This window comes from Nocardia sp. CY41, assembly GCF_009829325.1.
GTDB lineage: Bacteria > Actinomycetota > Actinomycetes > Mycobacteriales > Mycobacteriaceae > Nocardia.
Map to the genome: position 1 here is coordinate 213,869 of NZ_VUOS01000001.1, position 24,781 is coordinate 238,649.

Consider the following 24,781-nt stretch of genomic DNA (forward strand, 5'->3'; position numbering starts at 1 on the left):
CGCGCGGCCGCCTGCTGTCATGGCGCCGCCACCGGCCGCCATACCGGTTGCGCCATCCACTTCGGTACCCGGTCCGCCACCGGTTACGCCGCACTCCGCCGCTGCGACGCCATCGATATCTGTCAGCATTTCGGATAAAGCTCATGGTTCTCACCTCTCCATGGACCGTATTGCCCACTTCGGGTGGATCAACCGCGGTGAAATCGTCGAAGGGCCCCGAACGGCACAGCGCTACTTCGAGTCACCTTTCCGCTCAGAGCATTTCGCCCACCGCGCCGAAGGCAGGTAGTCCTGGACGGCGTCGACCGCTCGCCGGGCGCTCCGCCGCGGACTCCATGGTCGACGACAGTTCGGTCCTGGTCCCATCGCCGGCGAGGGAGAGCGCTCGGAGGTGTCGTCCGGCTCAGCCGCAGGGACTCGAATCCGGGATGGGCGGAGAAGGTGGCATCCGGGCTGCGTGCGCTACGTTCCGTCGGCGTGGTGGTCTGATGGTGGAGGGCGCCAGGGTAGGCGGAAGGGCTTGGTGGCGCCCGTCAAGATTTGCTGGATGCCGGCGGCCAGGGCCGAGCCGATAGAGGTGAAGCAGGCGAGTATGGCCGCGCGGGTGAGTCCGGCGGTGGAGTAGCGGGTCTCGCTGATGCCGGGGAACGGCAGTTTGTCGTTGCCGAACATCCATGACATCACCGATCCGAGCTGACCGCCCAGATCCCATCGGCGCGAGGTCATCTCCTTGAGTTCGGGCGCTTTGCTGTTGATGTAGAGCAGGGTGCAGACCGTGCAGATGGCCACTGCCACCGAGGATATCGCTGTCGCGCGCTCGAGTATTTTGTTGCGGGTCCGCAGATTGATTATCACGGTGAGTACACAGACGATGACGGCGACGGTGGTAAGGAGCGCCCAGAAACCGGTGATGTGAGCTAGAGACATCGGTTTCGTCGACGACCAGACGGTCAGGTATCGGGTAGAGGCGTTGATGCGGCCGAAGGCGTTGGTTTCGGCTTTGCCGTTGGGGCCGGACGCGGTGAGCCACGGCCGGAACAGCAGGCCGAAGGTGATCAGGCTCCCGACTGCCGCCCAAACATAACCCCAGTTCCCGTTGACGGCCTTACGCAGCCTGCCTTTCTTCTCAGCCAGTTCATGAGCAGAATTTTCGGCCGGTCCGTGCTGGCTCTCAGCTTTATCCCAAGGAGTCGAGTTTTTCATGGATTTATGCTATGGATATTCCCAACAATGGAAGGTCCCGCATTGCGCCGAAGCCTTGCAGAGTGCAATGACTCCGCGCAATCGAGCTCAGGTCGTGTATCGATCGTTCGCCCCGAGTGCTTTATATTGTTGCACAACGGTTTTCGTCATTCTTATGCGTCAGTGTTGCGTTTCGACGTCGACCGGCTCGATCTTGAACACCCTCTGTTGTCGCTCTTTCGCATTGCGTGGACAGGGATTTGGGGAATTCCGCCCGAATGCTGACCATGATAGGTGCAACGGACTCGACGCCGGTTTCCTCGAGGTCTCCCACATCGCGGTGCGGCTCGAGGTTTGCCCGGCGTCGCGAGCGCCGCCGGGCACGGACCAGTTGCCGTTGTCGCCGCGGTAATCGGAAAGGCGCGTCGAGCGCCGCGGTCGGCAGGCGCCCCGCGCCCGAGGCGGGCGTTGCCCCCTCTCCGGGCAGGCAGCCGGAGCCCGAACTGGTCAAAGGCAAACTCCGCCAGCGGTACGTGTGAGTTTCCCGGGAGCTACGCGGCGTAGGCGAGGTCGGCGACCGCCCCTGCGCGCGTCATCAGGCGCGCGACGGCCTCCGCGACCCGGCCGGGTTCCTCCAGGATCACGGAATGCCCGGCGCCCTCGACGATCACGAAATCCGAGTACTCGACGGCGGCGGCCATCGCCACGGAATGCGACGGCGGCGTCATCAAGTCGGCGGAGCCGCACAGGACCAGCGTGGGGATCCGGGACAGGAGCGCCAGCGCGTCGGTGCGGTCGTAGACCATGAAGTCGCTCAAGAAGCCGGCCATCGTGACGATCGGCGTCTCGTTGCGCATCGCATTGGCCAGGGCGAGCACCCGCGCGCTCACCTTGCGGTCGCCGAATTCCGCGGTACGGATCAGCGGGGCGAACAACCGGCAGGCCAGCAACTTCGCGTGGTGCATCGCCCCCGGTGCGCGGCGGACGGCCGCCTGGAACGCGGAGACGACCGGGTTGCGCAGCAGACGGCCGAAACCGGCGTCGGCGAGTCCGTCGGCAGCCGTCGCGAGCAGGGCCACGCCGACGATGCGGGTGCCGATCTCGTGCGGATTCTGACCGGCATAGGTGAGCGCGGTCATGCCACCCATCGAGTGGCCCGCGAGGACGACCGGCCCGGTGGGGGCCACGGCATCGAGAACGTCCCGCAGGTCCCGGCCGAGCTGGTCGAGGGTGTAGGTCCGCCGGGACGCCACGGCGGACTCGCCGTGGCCGCGGTGGTCGTAGCAGACGATTCGGGCGCCGGCGTATCGGCGCAGCAACTCGGCGCGGACGTAGGTCCAGGATTCGGTGCGCAGGCAGTGACCGTGCAATAGGACGACGGTGAGATCCGCGTCTCGCGGGCCGTATTCGCGGACCGCGAGCGCCACGCCGTCTTCGGTCCGGACCGTGGCACGCCGTTCCGCCGTGGCGGCGATTGCGTTGAGAATCGACATGGGATGCTCCGGTTCACTGGCGGTGACTCGTCCTACTTTCCGCCGTCCCGGCCGCCGCCGGCAGGCCCCCGAGTGCTGGGCTCCGATCCCCAAGGGGTGAGCCGATCACCACCAAGGTGGGGCGGCGTGCACGCCGCCCGGTTCGGAGTGATCCGCCACCGGCGACAACGTGCGGCTAGCGCATCGGATCGACGCCGAGCACATCCAGGGCGAAGTCGCCGTACTGCGCGGCCACCTCCTCCGGGGTCGCCGGGCCGGACTCGCGATACCACTGGGGAATGGCGGTGCACATGGTGGCTATGGCCCGGCCGGCTGCGCGGATGTGGGGACTGGCCACGCGGCCCTCGGCATGAGCCTCGGCGATCGCGTCGTCCAGGGTGGCTTGGATGTCACGGCGGGAGCCGGCGATGCGCGCGCGCTCGCTCGCCGAAAGGCTCCGCATCTCGCTGGCGCCGATGAAACCGAGATCGCGGCGATGGGTGTGGAACAGGGCCAGCGCTTCGACGATCAGGCGCACCCGGTGGACGCTGTCGCGGCCGTCCGCGCGCGCGGCACGCACTCGCCAGTGCAATTCGTCCATGGTCAGGTCGAGGATGCGGACCAGCAGGTCGTGTTTGTCACGATAGTGGTGGTAGAGCCCGGGAACGCTGGTGCCCGCCCGCCGGGCGAGAGCGCGCACAGTCGTGCCGTGATAGCCGAACTCGACGAACGACGCGAGGGCGGCGGCCAGCACCGGGTCGACGTCCAACGGAGCGAACTCGCGCCAATCGCCCGGCGGGACCGGCTCGGAGACGACCCGGCGGTGGCGCGGAGGCGCTGCAATGGCAGCGTCGCCGAGCAAGTGGGTGACCGGTACGCCGAGTACCTCGGACAGGCGGGTGAGCCGGGCGATCGAGATCCCGGTCTTCCCTGTCTCCATCGCGCTGAGCGTCGCGGGGCTCACCTCCAGCCGGCGGGCCACTTCGCGCAGCGACAGTCCCGTGGCACGGCGCGCACGCCGGATCGCCTCGTGTGGCGCGGCGGCCTCAATGTCCATGATGTTCAGAATAGCTGAACACCAGGAACTTCCGATTTTTATCGAACACTACCTCTTTGACTACACACTCGGGCAGTGAGACAGTGTTCAGATGGAGCGATCGTTCGGTCCCCTGACGAGCTCCGGATATCGAGGAGGAATGCGCGATGCCGATCGATCTGACCTATTCCGACGAGGTTCGGGCGCTGACCGAGCGCACCCGTGCTTTCGTCCGGGAGACGGTGCTGCCGATCGAGGACGAACACAACGGCGACATCACCGCCGCGGGGGGCGACGGATTGCGCGTCACACTGAACAAGCTCGCCCGCGAGGCCGGGGTCTTGGCGCCGCACGCGCCCGTCGAATACGGCGGTCACGGGTTGTCGATGTCGGACCGCGCGCCGGTGTTCGAGGAAGCGGGCTACTCACTGTTCGGCCCGACCGCGCTCAATATCGCCGCGCCGGACGAGGGCAACGTCCACATGCTCGCCCACATCGCCGACCCGGAGCAGAAGTCGCGCTACCTGGAACCCCTCGCCCGAGGCGAGATGCGTTCGGCCTTCGCGATGACCGAGCCCGCACCCGGCGCGGGGTCCGACCCGGCGGCACTGGCCACCCGGGCCGTGCGCGCCGACGGCGGTTGGCGGATCAACGGCCACAAGCACTTCATCACCGGCGCGGACGGCGCCGGCTTCTTCATCGTGATGGCCCGTACCTCCGGCGAACCGGGGCAGCGGGGCGGCGCGACCATGTTCCTGGCCCCCGCGGGGACTCCCGGCCTGCGCGTGGGTAGGCACATCACCACACTGGACCGGGCCATGATCGGCGGCCACTGCGAGGTCTTCTTCGAGGACATGTTCGTCCCCGACGAAGCGGTGCTCGGCGCTGTCGACCGCGGATTCGAATACGCCCAGGTCCGGCTGGGCCCGGCCCGCATGACCCATGTGATGCGCTGGCTCGGCGCCGCTCGGCGTGGCCACGACATCGCCGTCGAGCGGGTCGCCCAGCGCGAGGGCTTCGGCGCGCGCATCGGCGATCTCGGCATGGCGCAGCAGATGATCGCCGACAACGAGATCGACATCGCCGCCACCCGCGCGTTGCTGGTGCGCGCCTGCTGGGAACTCGACAACGGGGAGCACGCGGGCAACGCCACCTCGATCGCCAAGACCTTCGCCGCCGAGGCGATCTTCCGCATCGTCGACCGGAGCATCCAGTTGTGCGGCGGCCTCGGTGTCTCCGACGACCTGCCGCTGGCCCGCCTCTCCCGTGAAGTGCGGCCGTTCCGCATCTACGACGGGCCTTCCGAGGTGCACCGGTGGGCCATCGCCAAGCGCGCGGTCAGCGCAGCCCGCCGGGCGGCGGAGGGGTCCGGGCCTGCACGCTGACCCGGCTCGCCACACCGCCGACGAACAACGCCCCTACCCCCGGGACCTCTAGACTTCGGGCAGCACCGGCCGACTCACCACGCGTGTCATCAAGGGTCGAGTCTTCACCTGCGAACTCGACACGCATCCGACACAGGGTCCGTCCCCGATGAGAACGCGAGCCGACTGATCGACTTCCGGATGATCGAGAGGAGAGCTGCATGTCAGCGCAAGACCGCCGATACCTCATCCTGCTCGAACCAGGCGAGGTCGCCGACGAGGCCGCGCTCGCGGCGATCCGGTCGACGTTCTTCGACTGGCTGAAGGGAACCGGCGCCGAAGTGGTTCAGGACGGCGGCGCGAATCGATTGGTCATCTCCTCGGCGCCCGAAACCGCCGAACTGGCCCGGAGCCTCGACTACGTACTCACCGTCGAGCCGTACGCCTGAGCAGCGCTTCGGTGTGGACACACACCCGCCGCCGCCGGCTTCGGCCGGCGGCGGCGGGGCGTCTGCGTGGGACTGATCGGCGTGCGTCTACCGCCCGTGCTGATGCGCGGACTGGCGGGCCTCGTCGACGTCCGCCTCGGCACGAGCCTTCTCGGCCGCGGCTTCCTTGCCGGCCGCCTCGCGCTGCGATTCCGCCTTGTCCTGCTGCGCGCGACCTTCGTCCTTCAGGTCCTGGTGACCGGTGACGGTGCCTGCCGCTTCCTTCACCTTGCCCTTGACGTCTTCGACGACGCCTTCGGCGCCTTCACGAGCACCGCTTCCGTGTTCCGCCACAACAACCTCCTGGAATATCGGAACAAGCTGACATCTCGCGCATACCCGGGAGACCGGCCTCGAACCAGCTGCGGCGAGAAAGTTCGGCGAACCGACGCGCCGCGATGTCGTCGCCAGGGTGTTCCCGCATCGATGGCCATGGACATCACGATGACGGCGATGCTTGCCGCCGTCGTGACGGCACCGACTCGGCGGGGTTCGCGGACGGCTGGGCTCTGACCACTTCGGCACGAAAATGCCCGCGCGTCCTCGTGTGCGCGCCGATAGGAAATTCCGATCGCCGACACGCTCCGGCTCTCCGCTTCCGGCGCCGGAGCCCGGAGCGTGCCAACGTGAGTGCGCGGCCGCACTTTCCTCCCGAACCCACTCTGCCACAAGCACTTCCGCGAATCGCCGCAGAACCATGAGCCACGGACGGATAGACCAGTCAGGGGACGATGAGCCAGACTACGAAGAGCCCGATCGCAGCAGCCCGCGACTTCGGTTCCGCCTGCGCGACGCTGACCAGCCTGATCGATCTCGCCGGGTGCCCCGCGACGTCTCCACGTCTACGGGTGACGCTCGCCGGCTATTGCCGCCGTCATGCCACGGCCGACCCCGGGCTGGCAGCGAGTTTGTCCTTCTGGAAGCAGCGCCGCGCCGCCTTGACACCCGACGACCACGAGGCGATAGACGCCGTCCTCATCCGCGACGGCGCGATCCTGTGCGCGTTCCACTCCTGACACCGGGCGAAGTCAGGTATCCGGATTACGCCCCGCCATCCACGCGAAGACCGCACCAGGGTGGTGTGGGCGTCACAGCTCCTCGACCCCAGCGGCGTCGGCCCGCCGGCAAGCACTCGCCCTGGTGATCGCCTCGGGCTGCTTCGTCGGAGTCGATCGCCGAGCCTATGTCCGCACTTCGGTACCGCCGAGCCCCGACATCGTCAGCTCGACGGGTTCTCGCGGCTGGTCGGGACGGAACACACAGCGCGTACACGTGTAGATCGTTGGCATGCACTCGTTGCAGTGCACGCAGGCCGAGCGGGTCGACGCATCGGACTGGATGCGGCGCAACAGGTTCGGCTCGCGCAGCAGTGCACGGCCCATGGCGACGAACTCGAAGCCCTCCGCCATCGCCAGCCGCATGGTGTCCGAGTTCGTGATGCCCCCGAGCAGAACCAGCGGCATCGACAATTCCCGCCGGAAGTGCCGCGCCCGCTCCAGCAGGTACGCCTCCCGGTACGGGTACTCCTTCAAGAAGGCCTTGCCGACCGCCCGGAAGCCCCATCGCGCCGGCACGGGCAGAACGTCGGCGAACGACCGCCGCGGAGCGTCGCCGTGGAACAGCAGCATCGGATTGAGCAGCGAGCTGCCCGCCGTAAGTTCCAAGGCGTCCAGGCTGCCGTCGGCTTCCAGCCACGCGGCGACCTGCACGGACTCCGGCACGGTGAGCCCGCCCCGCACGCCGTCCTCCATATTCAGCTTCGCCGTCACCGCGAGACGGCCGCCCACGGCCTGCCGCACCGCGGCGGCGATCTCGCGCGCCAGGCGCGCCCGGTTGGCCAAGCTGCCGCCGTACCGGTCCTTGCGGCGATTCAGCTTGGGGCTCAGGAACGAGCTCACCAGATAGTTGTGCCCGAAATGGATCTCGACCGCGTCGAAGCCCGCCTCCTCGGCCAGCTTCGCCGCGCCGGCGTGCGCGGCCACCAGCTCACGGATCCCGTTCTCGTCGGGGCTGCGCATCATGCGCATCGACAGCGGGCTCAGCATCCGGCTCGGCGCCAGCGCCGGAGCCCGGTTGGAGGCCGCGTTCGCCACCGGACCGGCATGGCCGATCTGCGCGCTCACCGCGGCGCCCTCGCCATGGACGGCCTCGGTGAGCCTGCGCAGCCCCGGCACCGCATCGGGACGCATCCAGATCTGGTGCCGGTCGGTGCGGCCACCGGGAGCGACAGCGCAATACGCCACCGTCGTCATCCCCACCCCACCGGCGGCCACCTCGCGATGGAACTCGATCAGCTCGTCGGTCACGACCGCGTCCGGTGTACGGCCTTCGAAGGTCGCGGCCTTGATCACCCGATTGCGCAGGGTGATCGGCCCGAGCTGGGCAGGTGCGAATACGTCGTTCATCGTTTCTCTCCTGTCGGCGCGGTCAATCCGGCCACCACGAATTCCCGGAGGGTGGCCACCGCCTCCTGCGACAACTCCCGGTGCTCGGCGCTGCCGAACCGCATGATGATCAGGTCGAATGCCAACATCCACCGGCGCTTGCTCTCGCGCTCGCTCAGACCCGGCAACAGGCTTGCCCACGCATCGATGCGGAACCATGGTTGACGCCATTCGGTCACCTGCCTGCCGAGCACGAATTGCGCCAGCAATCGCAGGTGCAGACGGCCCACCGGATCGGCGGCCAACGCGACGAACGGTTCGATCACCGCGTCGACCACCTCGGCGATGGATCCGTGCGCGCCGGTGACGGCGGCCAGACGGTCCGCCCATACCGGTCCCAGCCGCTCCTCGAGCAACGCGGCGACCAAGGCGTCCTTCGACCCGAAGTGGTAGTGCACCGCCGCCGGGTTCGCTCCGGCCTGCGCGCAGATGCCCCGCACCGACACCTCGTCGTACCGGCCCTCGAGCAGCAGGCGTTCGGCGGCTGTCAGCAAGCGATCGCGAGTGGTCGCGGTGTCGGAGACCGATTTCGGCATGCGCACAGTCAAGCATGTTTCCATCGGTGATTCAATCAATGATTGAACCGATCGAGCCCCGCCGCCGCATCGCGGCTCAGCGGACCGCGCGGCGCCGCTCGCTCAGGAATTGCCCGCGATGATGACTTCGGGAATACCGGTCCCGAGCGGAACCGGGCGGCACACCGGCGCCGGACTGCTCGGCTCCAGCACAGTCAGCAGCAACTCCTGCACGAACGGGTCGTACACCATGTGGAAGTGCCCGGCGAGGTCGGCGGGACACAGGTCCTGCAGGGCGATGTTCCGCGCACCCGGCCCGCGCAGCGCGATGTTCTCGAACGGCTGGATCATCTCGTCCACGCGGCTGCCGACGGTCACGTACCGCACGCCGGGCACCGTGTCGCCGCCCGCGTTGAGCTCGAGCATGATCTGCGATCCTTCGGCCTGCTGCACCGCGGCGAGCGATGTCACCTGGGCGAACGCCTGCAGAGCGCCGGGAATCGCCTGGGCCACCGGCACCAGCCCGTACATCACACCGCCGTAGCTGGGTGAGGCCAGGCCGACCCACTGGTCCACCTTGGGCGCACCGCCCAGCTTGTTGACGTAGTACCGAGTCACGTTGGCGCCTTGGGAGAACCCGACCAGGTCGACCTTGGCCGAGTGGGTCGCCGCGAGCACCCGATCGACGAACGCGCCGATCTGATAGGCGCTGAGCACCAGGTCCTCGGTGCCGTAACTGTCCCCGCCGGGCTTGCCGCCGTAGTTCAGCGCGAAGACGCAGAATCCGGCGGCGGTGAGCCGCGGCGCTATTCCCGACCAGTCGGAATAGGCCGAGGAGTCGGTCCCGTGCGCGAGGACCACCGGACGAGGATGCCGGGCGCTGGGGACACAGCCGAAGTCGTTGGTACCGCTCGGCACCGCGTTCGGATGACTCTTCTGGTACCAGGCGGCGGCCAAGTGATCGGATTGTGGCGGCGCGGCGTCCGTCGGCACGTCGGGCGGGCGGAGGCCGAGCGGCTCGGCCGACGCCACGCCCGGCCCCAGCGCGGCCGCGCCGGCGACCGCAAGGGCCAGCACGGCGCGACGCAAGTGTGAACTACCCCAAGCTCCCGCTCGACTCGACTGTCGCATCTCACAATGATCCCTCCGATCGACTTGAAATGCGCGCCGTATAGGGGTGTTTCGCCTCCCCTACTTATCGGGGGTCTCGTCCTCGGCGAGGATGCGGTAGAGGGACTTGCGGGTCTCGGTCAGCAACTCCGCCGCACGCGCCGCCTGCTTCGGGGTACCGGCCGCCGCGACCTGCGCCACCGCCCCCATCAGCTGTCCGACGAGTGCGCGCAGGTCCATCGCCTGAGCACCGACGTCCTGCTGCACATCCCCCCAAGGGTCCCCCAACTCGTCGCGGTGCGCGGCGACATATTCGGCGCCGGCCTCGGTGAGCTTCGCCGTCTTGCGCCCGGCGACCTTCTCGATGAGCACCAGACCCTCGTCTTCCAGCTGCGCCAGCGCGGGGTAGATCGATCCGGGGCTCGGCCGCCAGATGTCGTTGCTGCGCTCGCGGATCTGCTGGATGAGTTCATACCCGTGCATCGGCTGCTCGACGAGGAGCAACAGCACGGCGGCACGGACGTCCCCGCGCCTGCCCCGGCCGCCGCGGCCGCGTCCGCGACCGAAGTGCGGGCCGAAGCCAGGGCCGAACCCCGGGCCGAAGCCCGGCCCGAACTCGGGACCGAAGCCGTGACGTCCGCCGCGACGGAAGCGCCGCCCGTGTTCGAAGCCCTCCGGTCCGGGCAGCGGCCCGCGGCCGCGCCGTCCGTATTCGCCAAATTCTTGGTTTTCCATGTCAGCCTCCCAGGGCTCTCGTGTTCGATTCACACTATCGACGATATATCGACAATGCATCGAGTGCAAGGCCCGGTTTGGCGAGCCGAGCCCTGCCCGAGAGATCAGCTCTTCAGCGAGTCGATCCAGCGCGACAGCCGCGCACCTTCGGTGACCATGAGTTCAGGATCGCGAAAAGTGTTGGTGAGCAATGAGATTCCTTGATATGCCGCCACGTAGGCGATCGCCAGCTCGCCCGCGTCGGCACGTCCCATCGCGGCGAACTGCCGTTCGGCCCAATCCACCAGAACGCGCATCACCTCGGCGGCCGCGGTGTCCAACCCGTCGCCCCGCTTGTCCAGTTCCGAGGACAAGGTGCCGAACGGGCAGCCATAACGCACCGTCTGCTCGCGATCGGCGACCCACCCCGCGATCAGGGCTTTCAGCCGCTCCGCAGGCGTCTCGCACTGGTCGCTCGCGGCGATGACCGCGTCGAGGATGCGCGCGTGTGAGCCGATCGCAGCCTCGATGAGCTGGTCTTTCGTCTTGAAGTAGTAGTAGACGTTGCCGACCGGGACCTCCGCGGCGCGGGCGATGTCGGCGATCGTCGTTTTCTCCACGCCCTGGTGATAGAACACCCGCACGGCGGCTTCGATCAGCCGCTCCCGCTTGCCGAGCTTGGTCTCCGCCACTGAGTCAGTCACACAACTAACTGTAGACAGCGCGGCCGAAACCGGCTAGGTTCAATTTAGTCAGGTAACTAACTAAGGAGCACACATGATCGTGGTCACCGGAGCGACCGGCAATATCGGCGCGCCGCTCGTGCGTCTGCTGGCGGAGGTCGGCGAGGAGGTCACGGCCGTCGCGCGGCACGCGGATCTCTCTCTTCCCGGCGCAGTCCGCTCGGTTCGGGCGGATCTGGGCGAGCCGGACAGCCTCTCCCCCGCCGTCGCGGGAGCCGACACCCTGTTCCTCTTGGTCACCGGTGAGCAGCTGGTAGCCGGTCCGGACCCGGAACAGGTGCTGAAGGTCGCCGCAGCGGGCGGTGTGCGGCGGGTGGTCTTCGTGTCCTCCCAAGGCGTAGCCACTCGTCCGGACGCGGCGGGGTATGCCCGCCTCGTCGCCTACGAACAGGCGATCAGGGACTCCGGACTGGCGTGGACCTTCCTGCGCCCGGCCGGGTTCTTCTCCAACACCTACGCATGGGCGGATGCGGTACGCGCGCAGCGTCTGGTCGCCGCGCCGTTCGGCGATGTCGGTCTTCCCTCGATCGATCCGGCCGATATCGCCGCCGTCGCAGCGGCGGCGTTGCGCGACGACCGGCACGCCGGGCAGGTCTACACCCTGACCGGACCCGAACTCGCCACCCCGCGGACCCAGTCCGAGGCGCTCGGCGAGGCGCTCGGCGAGCCGCTGCGATTCGTGGAATTGACTCGGGCGCAGGCGCATTCGGCAATGCTGGAGTTCATGCCCGAGCCGGTGGTCGAGCACACGCTGACGATCCTCGGCGAGCCGACCGCCGCCGAGCAGCGGATCAGCCCCGACGTGCCGCGCGTACTCGGGCGGCCGGCCACGAAGTACGCCGACTGGGCCGTTCGCAATCGAGCGGCCTTCGCCTGACGCTCGGCTGGGCGCCTCCCCCGCGCCCGTCAGCCGATGTCGACCGGGTCGATCTGCACACGGAGCGGGGCGTCGGAACGATGCGTGCTGCGGACCGCCTGGGCGGCGCGCAGGGCGCGCGCGAGCGCCGAGCCCCGGCGGCGCTCGACCCGCAGGAGCAAGCGTTCGACTTCGGCGGGCGCATCGCCGGAGGAGAACGGTTTGCGGGCGCCGTCCGGCAGCGGAACCGGCCCGAGGCGGTCGACCGTATCGGGCAGGTCCGCCGCCGCGAGCAGTTCGGCGATGGTCTCGGCGGTGCCATCGATCGCGGCGAGCCGGACAGCGGGCGGGAAGCCCACCTCGGCCCGCGCCGCGACCTCCGCGCGCGCTGCGCCGACCGGATCCCATCGGACCAGTGCCTGCACGGTGGGGATGGACGGCTCGGCCACGATGACTACCTGGCCATGCGCGCGGACCAGTGCCGCAGCGGCCATCCAGCGGCGCAGCGCGTCCTCGGCGGCCCGCAGGTCGGCGCGGCTGAGCAAGGCCCACCCGTCGAGCAGCAACGCGACGCCGTACCCGCCGGGTACCACCGGTTCGGCGCCGACCGTGGCGACGACCACCTGCGGACCCTGCTCCACGGTGTCGAGCACGGTGCCGCCGCCGGAACCACGGATCGGCACGCCGGGAAAGGCGCGGCCGAGTTCCTCCGCGGTGCGCGCGGCGCCGATCACCACGGCGCGCAGCGCACGTGAGCCGCAGGTGGAACATCGGAAGGCGGCCTCGGTGATCCCGCACCAGCGGCAAGCGGGGCTCTGCGCGGACGCACCGGGGTCGGCCGATCGGCGGGCTTCCGGCAGCGCGAGCGGCCCGTTGCAGTGCCTGCAGCGCGCGGGGGTACGGCACTTTCCGCAGGCCAGCGCCGGAATGTATCCCCGGCGCGGCACCTGGACCAGCACCGGCGCACCCTCCTTCAGCGCAGCACGGGCAGCCGCGAAGGCGACGCCGGGAATCCGGACGGCACGCGCGACCGGATCGCGTTCCAACGCGAGGTCGCTGTCACCCGGTGCGCTGATTCGCGGCGCGGCCTTGCGCAGCACCGCGCGATCGGCGACCAGATCGTGCGCCCAGCCGGAATCGACCACCGCTTGGATCTCCGCGGTCCGCGCGAAACCCGCCGCGACGAATGCCGCTCCGGTCTCGTGTGCCCGCAACATCGCCACTTCACGTGCGTGCGGATACGGTGCGCGCGGTTCCGCGTAGGTGTCGTCGCCGTCGTCCCAGAGCGCGATCAACCCGAGGTCCACCGCCGGTGCGAAGACCGCGCTGCGCGTGCCGACCACCACGCGCACCGAACCGCGCAGCACCGCGAGCCAGCGCCGGTACCGTGCCGCGGGGCCGAGACCGGCGGCCAGTCCGACGGCCGAGTCCCCTATCAGTCGAATGCATTCCGCCAGCACCCGGTCGAGGTCGCGTTGGTCGGGGACCATGAGGATCGCGCTGCGCCCATGGCCGGCCACCACGGCGGCGAGTTCCGCCAGCCGCCGTGGCCAGTCCTCACCGGGGAGTGCCTGCCACGCGGCGCGTGCCCCTCTTCCTCGAGCGAGCGCACCGACGAATGCCGATCCGTGCACGTAACGCTCCCAGGCAGCGAGATCCACGGCGTCGAGCGCCGAGTCCGCACAACCCGTCTGCGCGCCGCCGCCGGTCGCCGCAACTCCACTGTCGGACCGCGGTTCCGTTGAGAGCGTGTCGGACTCGGCTTCGAACTCGGCGGTGCGCCCCTCGGGCGAGCGCCCATTTCGGGCGGCATCCGCGCTCGCAAGGTCCGGATCGTCCGGCTCAGCCGCATCGACGGTTTCGGTAGTCTCTCTCGCGGACCCGTGGTCGGCGACCGCCGAATCAGATTTCACCACCGCAGAATTCGCAGTACGCGCAGTGTGGAGTGTCGCGGCGGGCGTGGAGTTCACCTCCCCGTTCTGCACGCGAAACGCCTGTGCACGTGACATTTCGGCGCCACTAGCGCCCCTGGATGACCCCGGGTCCGTCGCGGGAGCAGCGGACGAATCCGGGGAATCGACGGAATCGTCCTGTGCGCCAACGGACTTCTTCTTGCCCCCGGCTTCCGTGCGGGCATGGCGCGGTGGAATGGCGAGCCGCAGTACGTCGGCGCGGGTACCCGCGTACCGGGCCGCCACCTTGCCGGCCAGTTCCAAAATCTCCGGGGTCAGCACCCGTTCGCCGGAAACGACTCGTTCGAGCGCGACCAGCTTGCCGCCGTGGTCACTGTGCGCCGATCGCGCCAGGAGATACCCGTCGACCAGCCGACCGGCGAACCGGACACGCACCCGGACCCCCGGCTGGGCGATCTCGTCCAGCTCGGGGGGCACCAGGTAGTCGAAGTCGCGGTCGAGATGCGCCGGCGACAACAGCGGAAGCACCCGGGCGATCGGCAGCGCCACGCCCGGAGCACCCGCGGCCGGACCGTCCGCCTCGGTGGCGGGGGTGTCCGCCGCGGGTTCGTTCACTCGGACCTGATCGAGGTCAGAGCCCGACGGCCGCGCGCAGCTTGTCCGCGCGGTCGGTGTGCTCCCACGGCAGGTCGACGTCGGTGCGGCCGAAGTGGCCGTACGCGGCGGTCGGCGCGTAGATCGGGCGCAACAGGTCCAGGTCACGGATGATCGCGCCCGGACGCAGGTCGAAGACCTCGGTGATGGCGGTGGAGATGCGGGCGGGGTCCACCTTCTCGGTGCCGAAGGTCTCGACGAACAAGCCGACCGGAGCCGCCTTGCCGATCGCGTAGGCCACCTGGACCTCGACCCGGTCGGCCAGATCGGCCGCCACCACATTCTTGGCGACCCAGCGCATGGCGTAGGCGGCCGAGCGGTCCACCTTCGACGGGTCCTTGCCGGAGAAGGCGCCGCCACCGTGCCGGGCCATGCCGCCGTAGGTGTCGACGATGATCTTGCGGCCGGTCAGGCCCGCGTCGCCCATCGGGCCACCGAGTACGAACTTGCCGGTGGGGTTGACCAGCAGGCGGATGTCCGAGACGTCCAGGCTCGGCACGTCCAGGTCGGCGAGCACCGCGTCGAGCACCTTCTCGCGGATGTCGGGCGCGAGCAGGTTGTCCAGGTCGATGTCGGCGGCGTGCTGGGTGGAGACGACCACCGTGTCCAGGCGGACCGGGCGATCACCCTCGTACTCGATGGTGACCTGAGTCTTGCCGTCCGGGCGCAGGTAGGGCAGCACGCCGGACTTGCGCACCTCGGTCAGGCGGCGCGACAGCCGGTGCGCGAGCGCGATCGGCAGCGGCATCAGCTCGGGAGTGTCCCTGGTGGCGTAGCCGAACATCAGGCCCTGATCGCCCGCACCCTGCCGCTCGATCTCGTCGTCGGAGCCGCCGATCCGCGCTTCGTGCGAGGTGTCGACGCCCTGCGCGATATCCGGAGACTGCGCGCCGATCGCGATATTCACACCGCAGGAATTTCCGTCGAAACCCTTTGCCGACGAGTCATATCCGATTTCCAGGACCTTTTCCCGGACAATACGGGGAATATCGGCATATGCCGACGTGGTGACCTCACCCGCGACGTGGACCTGGCCGGTCGTCACGAGGGTTTCCACCGCGACCCGGCTGCGCGGATCCTCCGCGAGCAACGCGTCGAGAATGGAATCGCTGATGGCATCACAGATTTTGTCCGGATGACCTTCGGTCACGGACTCACTGGTGAAAAGCCGGCTCCCGGACGTGCGCACAGTTCTTCCCTCTCCCTCAACGGGTTACTCGTATCGGCTTGCGACAGTAACGCTGTGTCGCAACCCTTACATCTCAGACTATTCCAAATCACCGACAGCGCGGACCCCAACTACACAGCCACTGCGGACAGCTGAATTCCCGGTGTCCAGGCGGCGCCGAAATCTCGACGACACCGCGAACGAACCACGGATCGGATGGCAATCCTGACAGGTGCGCCGCCCGGCTCAGCGCAACAACACGCTCAGCGCGTCGAGCACACGGCTGGCCAGCAAGGCCTTCGAGCCGTGATCGAGCGCCTGTTCGGTGCCGTCCGCGCCGAGCAGCCAGCCGTCGTTGGTGTCCACCTCGAACGCCTTACCCTCCCCGACCGCGTTGACCACGAGCAGGTCGCAGCCTTTGCGGGCGAGTTTGGCCCGCGCGTGGGTCAGGACGTCGCCGTGCTCGTCACCGGTCTCGGCGGCGAAGCCGACGATCGCGGTGCCGGGCAACTGCCCGTCGCGGCGCGCCTGCACCAGTCCGGCGAGGATGTCGTCGGTCTTGGTCAGCGGAATGACGTCGGGCTCGCCCGCGCCCTTCTTGATCTTGGCGGCGGCGACGTTGGTCGGCCGGAAATCGGCGACCGCCGCGGCCATGATCACCGCGTCGGAGCCGACGGCGTGCTTGTCGACGGCGGTCTTCAGCTGTTCGGCGGTGGTGATGTGCACCAGGTCGACGGCGGCAGGCGCCGCCATCTCGATCGTATTGCCCGCGATCAGCGTGACGTGGGCGCCGCGCTGGGCGGCGACCCGCGCGAGCGCGTAGCCCTGCTTGCCGGAGCTGCGGTTACCGAGGAAACGCACCGGATCCAGCGGTTCCCTGGTGCCGCCCGCCGTGATGACGACCCGGCGGCCCTCCAGATCCCGCGGGATCGCGTCGGCGCGCTCCATGAGCAGCGACGCGAGACCGAAGATCTCCTCGGGCTCGGGCAGCCGTCCCGGGCCGGTGTCGGCGCCAGTGAGCCGGCCCGCCGCGGGCTCCATGACGATCGCCCCGCGGGCGCGCAGCGTCGCGACGTTCGCGGCGGTCGCGGGATGCTCCCACATCTCGGTATGCATCGCGGGCGCGAACAAGATCGGACATCGGGCCGTCAGCAACGTGGCGGTGAGCAGGTCGTCGGCGCGACCGGACGCGGCGCGGGCCATGAGATCGGCGGTCGCCGGGGCGATGACCACCAGGTCCGCCTCCTGGCCGAGCCGAACATGCGGGACCTCCGGCACGTCGGAGAACACGCCGGTGTGCACCGGGTTCCCGGACAACGCCTCGAAGGTCGCCTTGCCGACGAACTCCAGCGCCGAGGTGGTGGGGATCACCCGGACGTCGTGTCCGGTCTCGGTGAATCGCCGGACCAGAGAGCACGCCTTGTAGGCGGCGATTCCTCCGGCTACGCCGACGACGATCCTTGTGGTCACTACGCCTCCGGCCTAGTCGTGGTCACGGCGAACGGTTCGCCTCACTCGCCTTCGGAGTGCTCGAGCAGGTCGGAGTGGATCTCGCGCAGGGCGACCGACAGCGGCTTCTCCTGCAGACCCGGCTCGACCAGCGGGCCGACGTACTCGAGGATGCCGTCGCCGAGCTGGTTGTAGTAATCGTTGATCTGCCGAGCCCGCTTGGCCGCGTAGATGACCAGGGCGTACTTGGACGACGTGCGCTCCAGCAGCTCGTCGATCGGCGGGTTGGTGAGGCCGACCGGCGTGTCGTAGGCGGGCGCGGTCTTGGTGTCCGTACTGCTCACTAGGGGGACTCCTGGTGTTGGGGAGGTCACGAACTCGAATTTGTGCTAACGAACAACGATACCAACTGCTCACAGGCGCTGGTCACCTCGTCGTTCACGATAACGATGTCGAACTCGTCACAGGCGGCCAGCTCGATCCTCGCCGTCTCCAGGCGGCGCTCGATCACCTCGGGCGACTCGGTGCCGCGCGAGGTCAGCCGCGCCACCAACTCCTCCCAGCTCGGCGGGGCCAGGAAGACCAGGATGGCTTCCGGGATCGCCCGGCGCACCGACCGCGCACCCTCCAGATCCACTTCGACGAGCACCGGCAGGCCTTCCGCCAGAGCGGCGCGCACCGGCCCGGCGGGGGTGCCCGAACGCTGCAACCCGCCGTGGATGTCCGCCCATTCGAGCAGCTCACCCGCCTCGATCATCGCGTCGAACTCCGCGCGGGAGACGAAGTGGTAGTCGAGGCCGTCGACCTCCCCGGGCCGCGGGGCCCGGGTCGTTGCCGACACGCTGAAGACCAGGTCGGGCAGTCGTTCGCGGACACAGCGGACCACGGTGGACTTGCCCACGGCCGAGGGGCCGACCAGTACGACCAGTCGACCCTTCCGCGTGTGTTCGATCACCCTCGTCGTCAGGCGTCGAAGTCGAACCGGGCCAGCAGCGCCTTGCGCTGCCGGTCGCCGAGTCCGCGCAGCCGCCGGGTGGGGGCGATCTCCAGCTCGCTCATGATTTCCGCCGCCTTGACCTTGCCCACCTTCGGCAGGGCCTCCAGCAGCGCCGACACCTTCATCTTGCCGAGGATCTCGTCGGTCTCGGCGTCGGTGAGGACCTGCTTCAGGTTGGTGCCGCCACGCTTCAAGCGCTCCTTGAGCTCCGCCCGAGCGCGGCGAGCGGCAGCCGCCTTCTCCAAAGCAGCGGCGCGCTGCTCGTCAGTCAGCTGGGGAAGGGCCACGGTTCCTCCGTCTCATCGTTCATTGCATCAACTCCTGCCGGTAACCCGGCAGTCTCAGCGACCGTACCCACGACGTCCGCCGATTGCGAACCCACCCCCCAGGTCAGCGCATGATTCGGGGTCGGGACCGCGCACCGGCGGCCCGGCGCCGGTCCCGTCCGCGCCACCGAGCGCATCACCGCGCCGGATCCCCGAAATGCGCCTCCAGCAGGGCGTTTTCGACAAACCGAATGGTTTGCGGAAGGGTTGCGACACGGCGGCGCATCTCTCCAGCAACCCCGCGCCCGCCCTACCAGGAACTTTCTGGAAATTCTCCGCGTGTCGCGAGTTTTTTGCGCGTGTCGGGCGTCACATCCGAGCCGATTCCGCCGCGATGACCCGGCATCCGGTGCCGGTTTCCGGCCCTGTACATCGGCCCAGGAGCGATATGCCCATCCCGGTGCACCGATCGGCCCCGAAATCGGCCCAGGAGCCCGCACAGACCCCGGTAAGGGGCACGTGTGTGCGAACACCTGCACACACAGGAGGCGGAAAAGGCGAAAGACCGGCGCGGGTGCGCCGGCCTTTCGCGGTCATTTCTGCAGGAACGCGAACGCGTCCTGGAACGCCTGCGCTCTGGCACGCAGTGCCGGGACGGTCGGTCCATCCTTCAGCACCTCGCGCGAGACATTCGGGACGACGGACCCGAGCATCGGCTCGGGCACCAGGTCACGGATGCTTTCCGGACCGCCGCCCTGGGCGCCCACCCCGGGCATGAGGATCGGGCCGTTGAGCGCGGACAAGTCCGGCGCCGCGCTGAGCGTGGCCCCGACCACGACGCCGACCGAACCGAACTCCGCGCCCGCGTTGCGCGCCGCGGCCTCGTCGACCATCGTCTGCGCGACCGTGCGGCCGTCGGCGGCGACCGCCCGCTGCACCTGCGCTCCCTCGGGATTCGAGGTCGCCGCGAGCACGAAGACGCCGCGGCGACCGGACTCGGCGAGCGTCAGCGCCGGTGCCAGCGAGCCGAATCCCAGATACGGCGAGACCGTCACCGCGTCGGACCCGAGCGGGCCGTCGGCCAGCCAGGTCCGGGCGTAGGCGTCCATGGTGGAACCGATGTCGCCGCGCTTGGCGTCGGCGAGCACCAAAGTCCCCGAGGCGCGCAACACCGCGATGGCGCGCTCCAGAACCGCCAGACCGCCGGAGCCGTAGGCCTCGAAGAACGCGACCTGCGGCTTGACCAGGGCGACCAGGCCGTCGAACGCCTCCACGCAGATCTCGGCGAAGCGTTCGAGACCCTCGACGTCCTCGGTGAGGCCCCAGGACCGCAGCAGTTCCGGGTGCGGATCGATCCCGACGCAGACGGGCCCGAAGTGCCGCATCGCATGCCGCAAGCGCTCACCGAAGGTCTTCATCTCGCCTGCTCCGTCCGATCGCGGCTCACCCACGCAGCACCGAGTGCAGTTCCTGCAGGGACCGCACCCCGATGCCGCCGTTGATGCTGGCCTCGATGCCCTGCACCGCGGCCGCCGCACCCTGCACGGTGGTGATGCACGGGATGTTCACGCCGACCGCCGCGCTGCGGATCTCGTAGCCGTCCACGCGGGGGCCGGAGTTGCCGTAGGGCGTGTTGAACACCATGTCGACCTCGCCGTCGCGGATCTGCTCCACGATCGTCGGCTCGTCGTCCGGGCTCACCTCGGAGTGCTTGCGCACCTGCTCGCACGGAATCCCGTTGCGGCGCAGCATCTCCGCGGTGCCCTCGGTGGCGAGGATGCGGAAGCCCAGGTCGTGCAGGCGCTTCACCGGGAAAACCATCGCGCGCTTGTCCCGGTTGGCGATCGAGACGAACACGGTGCCCTCGGTGGGCAGCGAACCGTAGGCGGCGGTCTGGCTCTTGGCGAAGGCGGTGCCGAAATCGGCGTCGATGCCCATCACCTCGCCGGTGGACTTCATCTCCGGCGACAGCAGCGAATCCACGCCGCTGCCGTCGGCGCGCCGGAAGCGATGGAACGGCAGCACGGCCTCCTTGACCGCGACCGGAGCGTCCAGCGCGACGTGCCCGCCGTCGCCCTCGCTCGGCAGCATGCCCTCCTTGCGGAGTTCGGCGATGGTGGCGCCGAGCATGATCCGCGCCGCGGCCTTGGCCAGCGGCACCGCGGTGGCCTTGGACACGAACGGCACCGTCCGGCTCGCCCGTGGATTGGCCTCCAGGACGTAGAGCACGTCGTCCTTGAGTGCGTACTGCACGTTGAGCAGGCCGCGCACGCCGATGCCCTTGGCCAGTGCGACGGTCGAGCGGCGCACCGCCTCGATGTCGCTGCGGCCCAGAGTGATCGGCGGCAGCGCGCACGCGGAATCGCCGGAGTGGATGCCGGCCTCCTCGATGTGCTCCATCACCCCGCCGAGGTAGACCTCCTCGCCGTCGCACAGCGCGTCGACGTCGATCTCGATCGCGTCCTCCAGGAACCGGTCGACCAGCACCGGGTGCTCCGGGCTGAGCTCGGTCGCGCGGGAGATGTAGCCCTCCAGGGAGTCCTCGTCGTAGACGATCTCCATGCCGCGGCCGCCGAGCACGTAGGACGGGCGCACCAGGACCGGGTAGCCGATGGCGGCGGCGATCTTGCGCGCTTGCGCGAACGTGGTCGCGGTGCCGTACTTCGGCGCGGGCAGCCCGGCCGCGACCAGCACGTCGCCGAACTCGCCGCGATCCTCGGCCAGGTCGATGGCGGCCGCGCTGGTGCCGACCACCGGCACGCCCGCCGCCGTGAGCCGTTGCGCGAGACCGAGCGGGGTCTGCCCGCCCAGCTGCACGATGACGCCTGCGACGGTGCCGGACTCGCACTCGGCGTGGTACACCTCGAGCACGTCTTCGAAGGTCAGCGGCTCGAAGTAGAGGCGGTCGGCGGTGTCGTAGTCGGTGGAGACGGTCTCGGGGTTGCAGTTGACCATCACCGTCTCGTATCCGGCCTGCGACAGCGTCTGCGCCGCGTGCACGCACGAATAGTCGAACTCGATGCCCTGGCCGATGCGGTTGGGCCCGGACCCGAGGATGATCACCTTCTCGCGGTCGCGCTGCGGCGCCACCTCGGACTCGGCCGCGGGGTCGAGCTCGTAGGCCGAGTAGTGGTACGGGGTCTTGGCCTCGAACTCGGCGGCGCAGGTGTCGACGGTCTTGAAGACCGGGCGGACACCGAGCCGGTGCCGCAGCGCACGCACACCGGTCTCCCCCGCCAGCTCCGGCCGCAGCGCGGCCAGCTGGCGATCGGACAGACCGTAGTGCTTGGCCCGCCGCAGCAGCGGCTCGTCCAGCACGGGCGCGTCGAGGATCTCCCGGCGCAGCTCGACCAGACCGGCCACCTCCGCGACGAACCACGGGTCGATGCCGGAGGCGGCGGCGACGTCCTCGATGCTCGCGCCCAGCCGCAGAGCGCGCTCCACCTGGTAGATGCGTCCCTCGGTGGGGGTGCGCAGATCCTCGAGAATCGCCTCGACGTCGGTCCACGCGCCGTCGTCCTGGGTCCAGAAGCCCGCGGCCTTGGTTTCCAGCGAGCGCAGCACCTTGCCCAGCGCCTCGGTGAAGTTACGGCCGAGCGACATCGCCTCGCCGACGGACTTCATGGTGGTGGTGAGCGTGCCGTCGGCTCCGGGGAACTTCTCGAACGCGAACCGCGGCGCCTTGACGACCACGTAGTCGAGGGTCGGCTCGAAGCAGGCCGGGGTTTCCTTGGTGATGTCGTTGACGATCTCGTCGAGCGTGTAGCCGATGGCCAGCTTGGCGGCGATCTTCGCGATCGGGAAGCCCGTGGCCTTCGACGCCAGCGCGGACGAACGCGACACACGCGGGTTCATCTCGATGACGATCAGGCGGCCGTCGAGCGGGTTCACCGCGAACTGGATGTTGCAGCCGCCGGTGTCGACGCCGACCTCGCGCAGGATGGCGATGCCGAGATCGCGCAGCTTCTGGTACTCCCGGTCGGTGAGCGTCATCGCCGGGGCGACGGTCATCGAGTCGCCGGTGTGCACGCCCATCGGGTCGACGTTCTCGATCGAGCAGACCACCACGACGTTGTCGCGGCCGTCGCGCATCAGCTCGAGCTCGTATTCCTTCCAGCCGAGGATGGACTCCTCGATGAGGACGTTCGCGGTGGGCGAGGCGGCCAGACCGCCGCCGGCGATGCGATCGAGGTCGGCTTCGTTGTACGCCATGCCGGAACCGAGGCCACCCATGGTGAACGACGGACGCACCACCACCGGGTAACCGAGTTCGGCGACCGTCTCGCGGACCTCGTCCATGGTGAAGCAGACCCGCGAGCGGGCGCTCTCGCCACCCACCTTGGCCACGATGTCCTTGAACTTCTGCCGGTCCTCACCGCGCTGGATCGCGTCGAAGTCGGCGCCGATCAGCTCCACGCCGTACTTCTCCAGCACACCGCGCTCGTGCAGCGCGACCGCGGTGTTCAGCGCGGTCTGACCACCCAGGGTGGCCAGGATGGCGTCCGGACGCTCCTTGTCGATGACCTTTTCCACGAACTCCGGCGTGATCGGCTCCACGTAGGTGGAGTCGGCGAACTCCGGGTCGGTCATGATCGTCGCCGGGTTCGAGTTGACCAGCGACACCCGCAGGCCCTCGGCCCGCAGCACCCGGCACGCCTGCGTGCCGGAGTAGTCGAATTCGCACGCCTGGCCGATGACGATCGGGCCAGAACCGATCACCAGGATGTGCTTCAGATCCTCGCGGCGAGGCATCAGGCTCCTTCCATGAGACCGGCGAAACGGTCGAACAGGTACGCGGCGTCGTGGGGTCCGGCGGCGGCCTCCGGGTGGTACTGCACGGAGAAGGCCCGGCCGTCGACCAGCCGCACGCCTTCCACCGTGCCGTCGTTGGCGCAGACGTGACTCACCTCGGCCGTGCCGAAGGGGGTGTCGAACCGCTCGCCCCGCTCGCCCTCCAGGGCGAACCCGTGGTTCTGCGCGGTGATCGAGATCCGGCCGGTCTCGTGCTCCACCACCGGGATGTTGATGCCGCGGTGGCCGAACTTCATCTTGTAGGTCCCTCGCCCGAGCGCGCGGCCCAGGATCTGGTTGCCGAAGCAGATGCCGAACAGCGGCAGACCCTGGCCGAGCACGCCGCGGGTCAGCTCGACCGCGGTGTCGGCGGTGGCCGGATCGCCTGGGCCGTTGGACAGGAAGACCCCGTCCGGCTTCAGTTCCAGGATCTGATCCAGCGTGGTGGTCGAGGACACCACGTGCACCCGCATGCCGCGTTGCGCGAACATGCGCGGAGTGTTGGTCTTGATCCCGAGGTCGACCGCGACGACCGTGCGCCGGTGGTCGCCGTCCGGTTCGATCGTGTAGAGCGCGTCGGTGGTCACCTCACCGGCCAGGTCGGCGCCCAGCATGGACGGCTGCCCGTTCACCCTGGCCACCAGCTCGTCGGCCGCCGCGAGAGCGGCGCCGGAGAAGATGCCCGCCTTCATCGAGCCGCGGGTGCGCAGGTGGCGGACCAGCGCGCGGGTGTCGATGCCCGCGATGCCGACGACCTGCTGCCGTTCCAGCTCGTCCGGCAGCGTCCTGGTGGCGCGCCAGTTGGACGCCCGTCGCGCGGGGTCGCGCACCGCGTACCCGGCGACCCAGATCTTGGTGGACTCGTCGTCCTCGTCGTTCCAGCCGGTGTTGCCGATCTGCGGCGCGGCGGCCACCACGATCTGGCGGTGGTAGGACGGGTCGGTGAGGGTCTCCTGATACCCGGTCATCGCGGTGCAGAACACCGCCTCACCGAGCGTCTGGCCCACGGCGCCGTAGGCCCGGCCGCGGAATACCCGGCCGTCCTCCAGCACGAGTGCTGCTTCTCCTGTCATCCCTCGTCATCTCCCGTCATCGTCCCGCTCTGCTCCCCCGCCGGAAGCCGGCGCCAAGCCGGGTAGACCGACTTGTCGTCGCCGCGGAAACCCGTATCGATCTCGGTTCCGGTCGGCAGCTTCCAGCGAATGACCAGCACACCATCTTCCGTCATCACTTTGCCCGCGTGGCCGCGTTCGGTGCGCACCGCCGTGATGGATTCCTGCGGAATCCAGATCACCGTCGCGCCGTCGCGTTCGAGCAGAATTCCCCGTTCGAACCGCGTGAGTTCCGCGGTGGCCCGGAAACCCAAGTCCCCTACCGTGATCCGGTCCTGCCAGCTGGGCGCGATCGTGCTGCCCAGGTAGAGGCCGGTGGTCGGCTCCAGCACCTGCGCGCCGAGTTCGGCGGGCACGGCGGGCAAGGCGCCGATGCGCTCCGCCTGACGTGCCGCGCGGTTGCGCCAACCCCGGTACATCAGCCAGAGGCAGGCCGCGAACAGCACCAGCAGCCCCACCACCCAGAGCGTTCTCTCCACTACGAACCTCCTCGAACGGCTGCGTCTC

Annotated in this window: 23 protein-coding genes; 4 read left to right on the forward strand and 19 right to left on the reverse strand. The window is 69.0% G+C overall.

Annotation, left to right across the window (positions count from 1 at the left end; genetic code table 11):
• Window positions 1–462: 462 nt before the first annotated feature.
• From GVY64_RS01030 to GVY64_RS01040, 3 genes are all read right to left on the reverse strand, one after another.
• Window positions 463–1,203: a hypothetical protein gene (locus tag GVY64_RS01030; protein WP_159837772.1), complete on the reverse strand. Its 741-nt coding sequence runs from the start codon at window positions 1,201–1,203 to the stop codon at window positions 463–465.
• A 530-nt stretch (window positions 1,204–1,733) separates the two neighbouring features.
• Window positions 1,734–2,675: an alpha/beta fold hydrolase gene (locus GVY64_RS01035; protein WP_159837773.1), complete on the reverse strand. Its 942-nt coding sequence runs from the start codon at window positions 2,673–2,675 to the stop codon at window positions 1,734–1,736.
• Between the two features lie 175 nt (window positions 2,676–2,850).
• Complete coding sequence (locus tag GVY64_RS01040) at window positions 2,851–3,711, reverse strand: TetR family transcriptional regulator (protein WP_159837775.1); 861 nt, start codon at window positions 3,709–3,711, stop codon at window positions 2,851–2,853.
• Window positions 3,712–3,857: 146 nt separating this feature from the next.
• Between GVY64_RS01040 and GVY64_RS01045 the strand changes: the two genes are divergently transcribed.
• Together GVY64_RS01045 and GVY64_RS01050 are read left to right on the forward strand one after the other, a co-directional pair.
• Entirely contained in the window at window positions 3,858–5,075 is a 1,218-nt protein-coding gene (locus GVY64_RS01045) for an acyl-CoA dehydrogenase family protein (RefSeq protein WP_159837777.1), read from the forward strand.
• A 200-nt stretch (window positions 5,076–5,275) separates the two neighbouring features.
• Window positions 5,276–5,503 (forward strand): hypothetical protein, encoded by a 228-nt coding sequence (locus GVY64_RS01050; RefSeq protein WP_159837779.1) that lies wholly within the window; start codon window positions 5,276–5,278, stop codon window positions 5,501–5,503.
• Between the two features lie 87 nt (window positions 5,504–5,590).
• Here GVY64_RS01050 and mbp1 read toward each other — a convergent pair whose 3' ends face one another.
• On the reverse strand, window positions 5,591–5,836 hold the full coding sequence (gene mbp1 / locus GVY64_RS01055) for a microaggregate-binding protein 1 (RefSeq protein ID WP_063017676.1): 246 nt from the start codon (window positions 5,834–5,836) through the stop codon (window positions 5,591–5,593).
• Window positions 5,837–6,273: 437 nt separating this feature from the next.
• Here mbp1 and GVY64_RS01060 point away from each other — a divergent pair, with 437 nt between their 5' ends.
• Window positions 6,274–6,558 carry a hypothetical protein gene (locus tag GVY64_RS01060; protein WP_159837781.1) on the forward strand — a complete coding sequence of 95 codons (285 nt, stop codon included), beginning with the start codon at window positions 6,274–6,276 and terminating at the stop codon, window positions 6,556–6,558.
• 165 nt (window positions 6,559–6,723) lie between these two features.
• Here GVY64_RS01060 and GVY64_RS01065 read toward each other — a convergent pair whose 3' ends face one another.
• From GVY64_RS01065 to GVY64_RS01085, 5 genes are all read right to left on the reverse strand, one after another.
• Complete coding sequence (locus tag GVY64_RS01065) at window positions 6,724–7,947, reverse strand: NADH:flavin oxidoreductase (protein ID WP_159837783.1); 1,224 nt, start codon at window positions 7,945–7,947, stop codon at window positions 6,724–6,726.
• Complete coding sequence (locus GVY64_RS01070) at window positions 7,944–8,522, reverse strand: TetR/AcrR family transcriptional regulator (protein ID WP_159838231.1); 579 nt, start codon at window positions 8,520–8,522, stop codon at window positions 7,944–7,946. The genes GVY64_RS01065 and GVY64_RS01070 overlap by 4 nt, the downstream gene beginning before the upstream one ends.
• Window positions 8,523–8,624: 102 nt before the next feature.
• Complete coding sequence (locus tag GVY64_RS01075) at window positions 8,625–9,575, reverse strand: esterase/lipase family protein (RefSeq protein ID WP_236566555.1); 951 nt, start codon at window positions 9,573–9,575, stop codon at window positions 8,625–8,627.
• Between the two features lie 117 nt (window positions 9,576–9,692).
• Window positions 9,693–10,346 carry a PadR family transcriptional regulator gene (locus GVY64_RS01080; RefSeq protein ID WP_159837787.1) on the reverse strand — a complete coding sequence of 218 codons (654 nt, stop codon included), beginning with the start codon at window positions 10,344–10,346 and terminating at the stop codon, window positions 9,693–9,695.
• 104 nt (window positions 10,347–10,450) lie between these two features.
• Entirely contained in the window at window positions 10,451–11,029 is a 579-nt protein-coding gene (locus tag GVY64_RS01085) for a TetR/AcrR family transcriptional regulator (protein WP_236566520.1), read from the reverse strand.
• A gap of 73 nt (window positions 11,030–11,102) precedes the next feature.
• Between GVY64_RS01085 and GVY64_RS01090 the strand changes: the two genes are divergently transcribed.
• Window positions 11,103–11,945, forward strand: a complete 843-nt coding sequence (locus GVY64_RS01090) for an NAD(P)H-binding protein (RefSeq protein ID WP_159837789.1) — start codon at window positions 11,103–11,105, stop codon at window positions 11,943–11,945.
• 29 nt (window positions 11,946–11,974) lie between these two features.
• Here GVY64_RS01090 and GVY64_RS01095 read toward each other — a convergent pair whose 3' ends face one another.
• The 10 genes from GVY64_RS01095 to GVY64_RS01140 all read right to left on the reverse strand — a co-directional run bounded on the left by GVY64_RS01095 (window position 11,975) and on the right by GVY64_RS01140 (window position 24,753).
• Entirely contained in the window at window positions 11,975–14,365 is a 2,391-nt protein-coding gene (locus GVY64_RS01095; protein ID WP_159838233.1) for a primosomal protein N', read from the reverse strand.
• A gap of 103 nt (window positions 14,366–14,468) precedes the next feature.
• The gene (gene metK / locus GVY64_RS01100) at window positions 14,469–15,680 is read right to left on the reverse strand and encodes a methionine adenosyltransferase (protein WP_159837791.1); all 1,212 of its coding nucleotides are present in this window, start codon (window positions 15,678–15,680) and stop codon (window positions 14,469–14,471) included.
• A 225-nt stretch (window positions 15,681–15,905) separates the two neighbouring features.
• Window positions 15,906–17,129 (reverse strand): bifunctional phosphopantothenoylcysteine decarboxylase/phosphopantothenate--cysteine ligase CoaBC, encoded by a 1,224-nt coding sequence (coaBC, locus tag GVY64_RS01105; RefSeq protein ID WP_159837793.1) that lies wholly within the window; start codon window positions 17,127–17,129, stop codon window positions 15,906–15,908.
• A gap of 41 nt (window positions 17,130–17,170) precedes the next feature.
• Window positions 17,171–17,452, reverse strand: a complete 282-nt coding sequence (rpoZ, locus tag GVY64_RS01110; RefSeq protein WP_039798918.1) for a DNA-directed RNA polymerase subunit omega — start codon at window positions 17,450–17,452, stop codon at window positions 17,171–17,173.
• Between the two features lie 26 nt (window positions 17,453–17,478).
• Window positions 17,479–18,063 (reverse strand): guanylate kinase, encoded by a 585-nt coding sequence (gene gmk, locus GVY64_RS01115; protein WP_159837795.1) that lies wholly within the window; start codon window positions 18,061–18,063, stop codon window positions 17,479–17,481.
• Window positions 18,064–18,071: 8 nt separating this feature from the next.
• A complete protein-coding gene (gene mihF, locus GVY64_RS01120; protein ID WP_028476708.1) occupies window positions 18,072–18,392 on the reverse strand; it encodes an integration host factor, actinobacterial type in 321 nt (106 codons plus the stop codon).
• 572 nt (window positions 18,393–18,964) lie between these two features.
• Window positions 18,965–19,789, reverse strand: coding sequence for an orotidine-5'-phosphate decarboxylase (pyrF, locus tag GVY64_RS01125; RefSeq protein WP_159837797.1), 825 nt, complete (start codon window positions 19,787–19,789; stop codon window positions 18,965–18,967).
• Between the two features lie 25 nt (window positions 19,790–19,814).
• Window positions 19,815–23,123, reverse strand: a complete 3,309-nt coding sequence (gene carB, locus GVY64_RS01130; protein ID WP_159837799.1) for a carbamoyl-phosphate synthase large subunit — start codon at window positions 23,121–23,123, stop codon at window positions 19,815–19,817.
• Window positions 23,123–24,235 carry a glutamine-hydrolyzing carbamoyl-phosphate synthase small subunit gene (carA, locus tag GVY64_RS01135; RefSeq protein WP_159837801.1) on the reverse strand — a complete coding sequence of 371 codons (1,113 nt, stop codon included), beginning with the start codon at window positions 24,233–24,235 and terminating at the stop codon, window positions 23,123–23,125. Before carA ends, carB begins: the two co-directional genes overlap by 1 nt.
• Entirely contained in the window at window positions 24,232–24,753 is a 522-nt protein-coding gene (locus tag GVY64_RS01140; protein ID WP_159837803.1) for a PH-like domain-containing protein, read from the reverse strand. The genes carA and GVY64_RS01140 overlap by 4 nt, the downstream gene beginning before the upstream one ends.
• Window positions 24,754–24,781 lie beyond the last annotated feature (28 nt).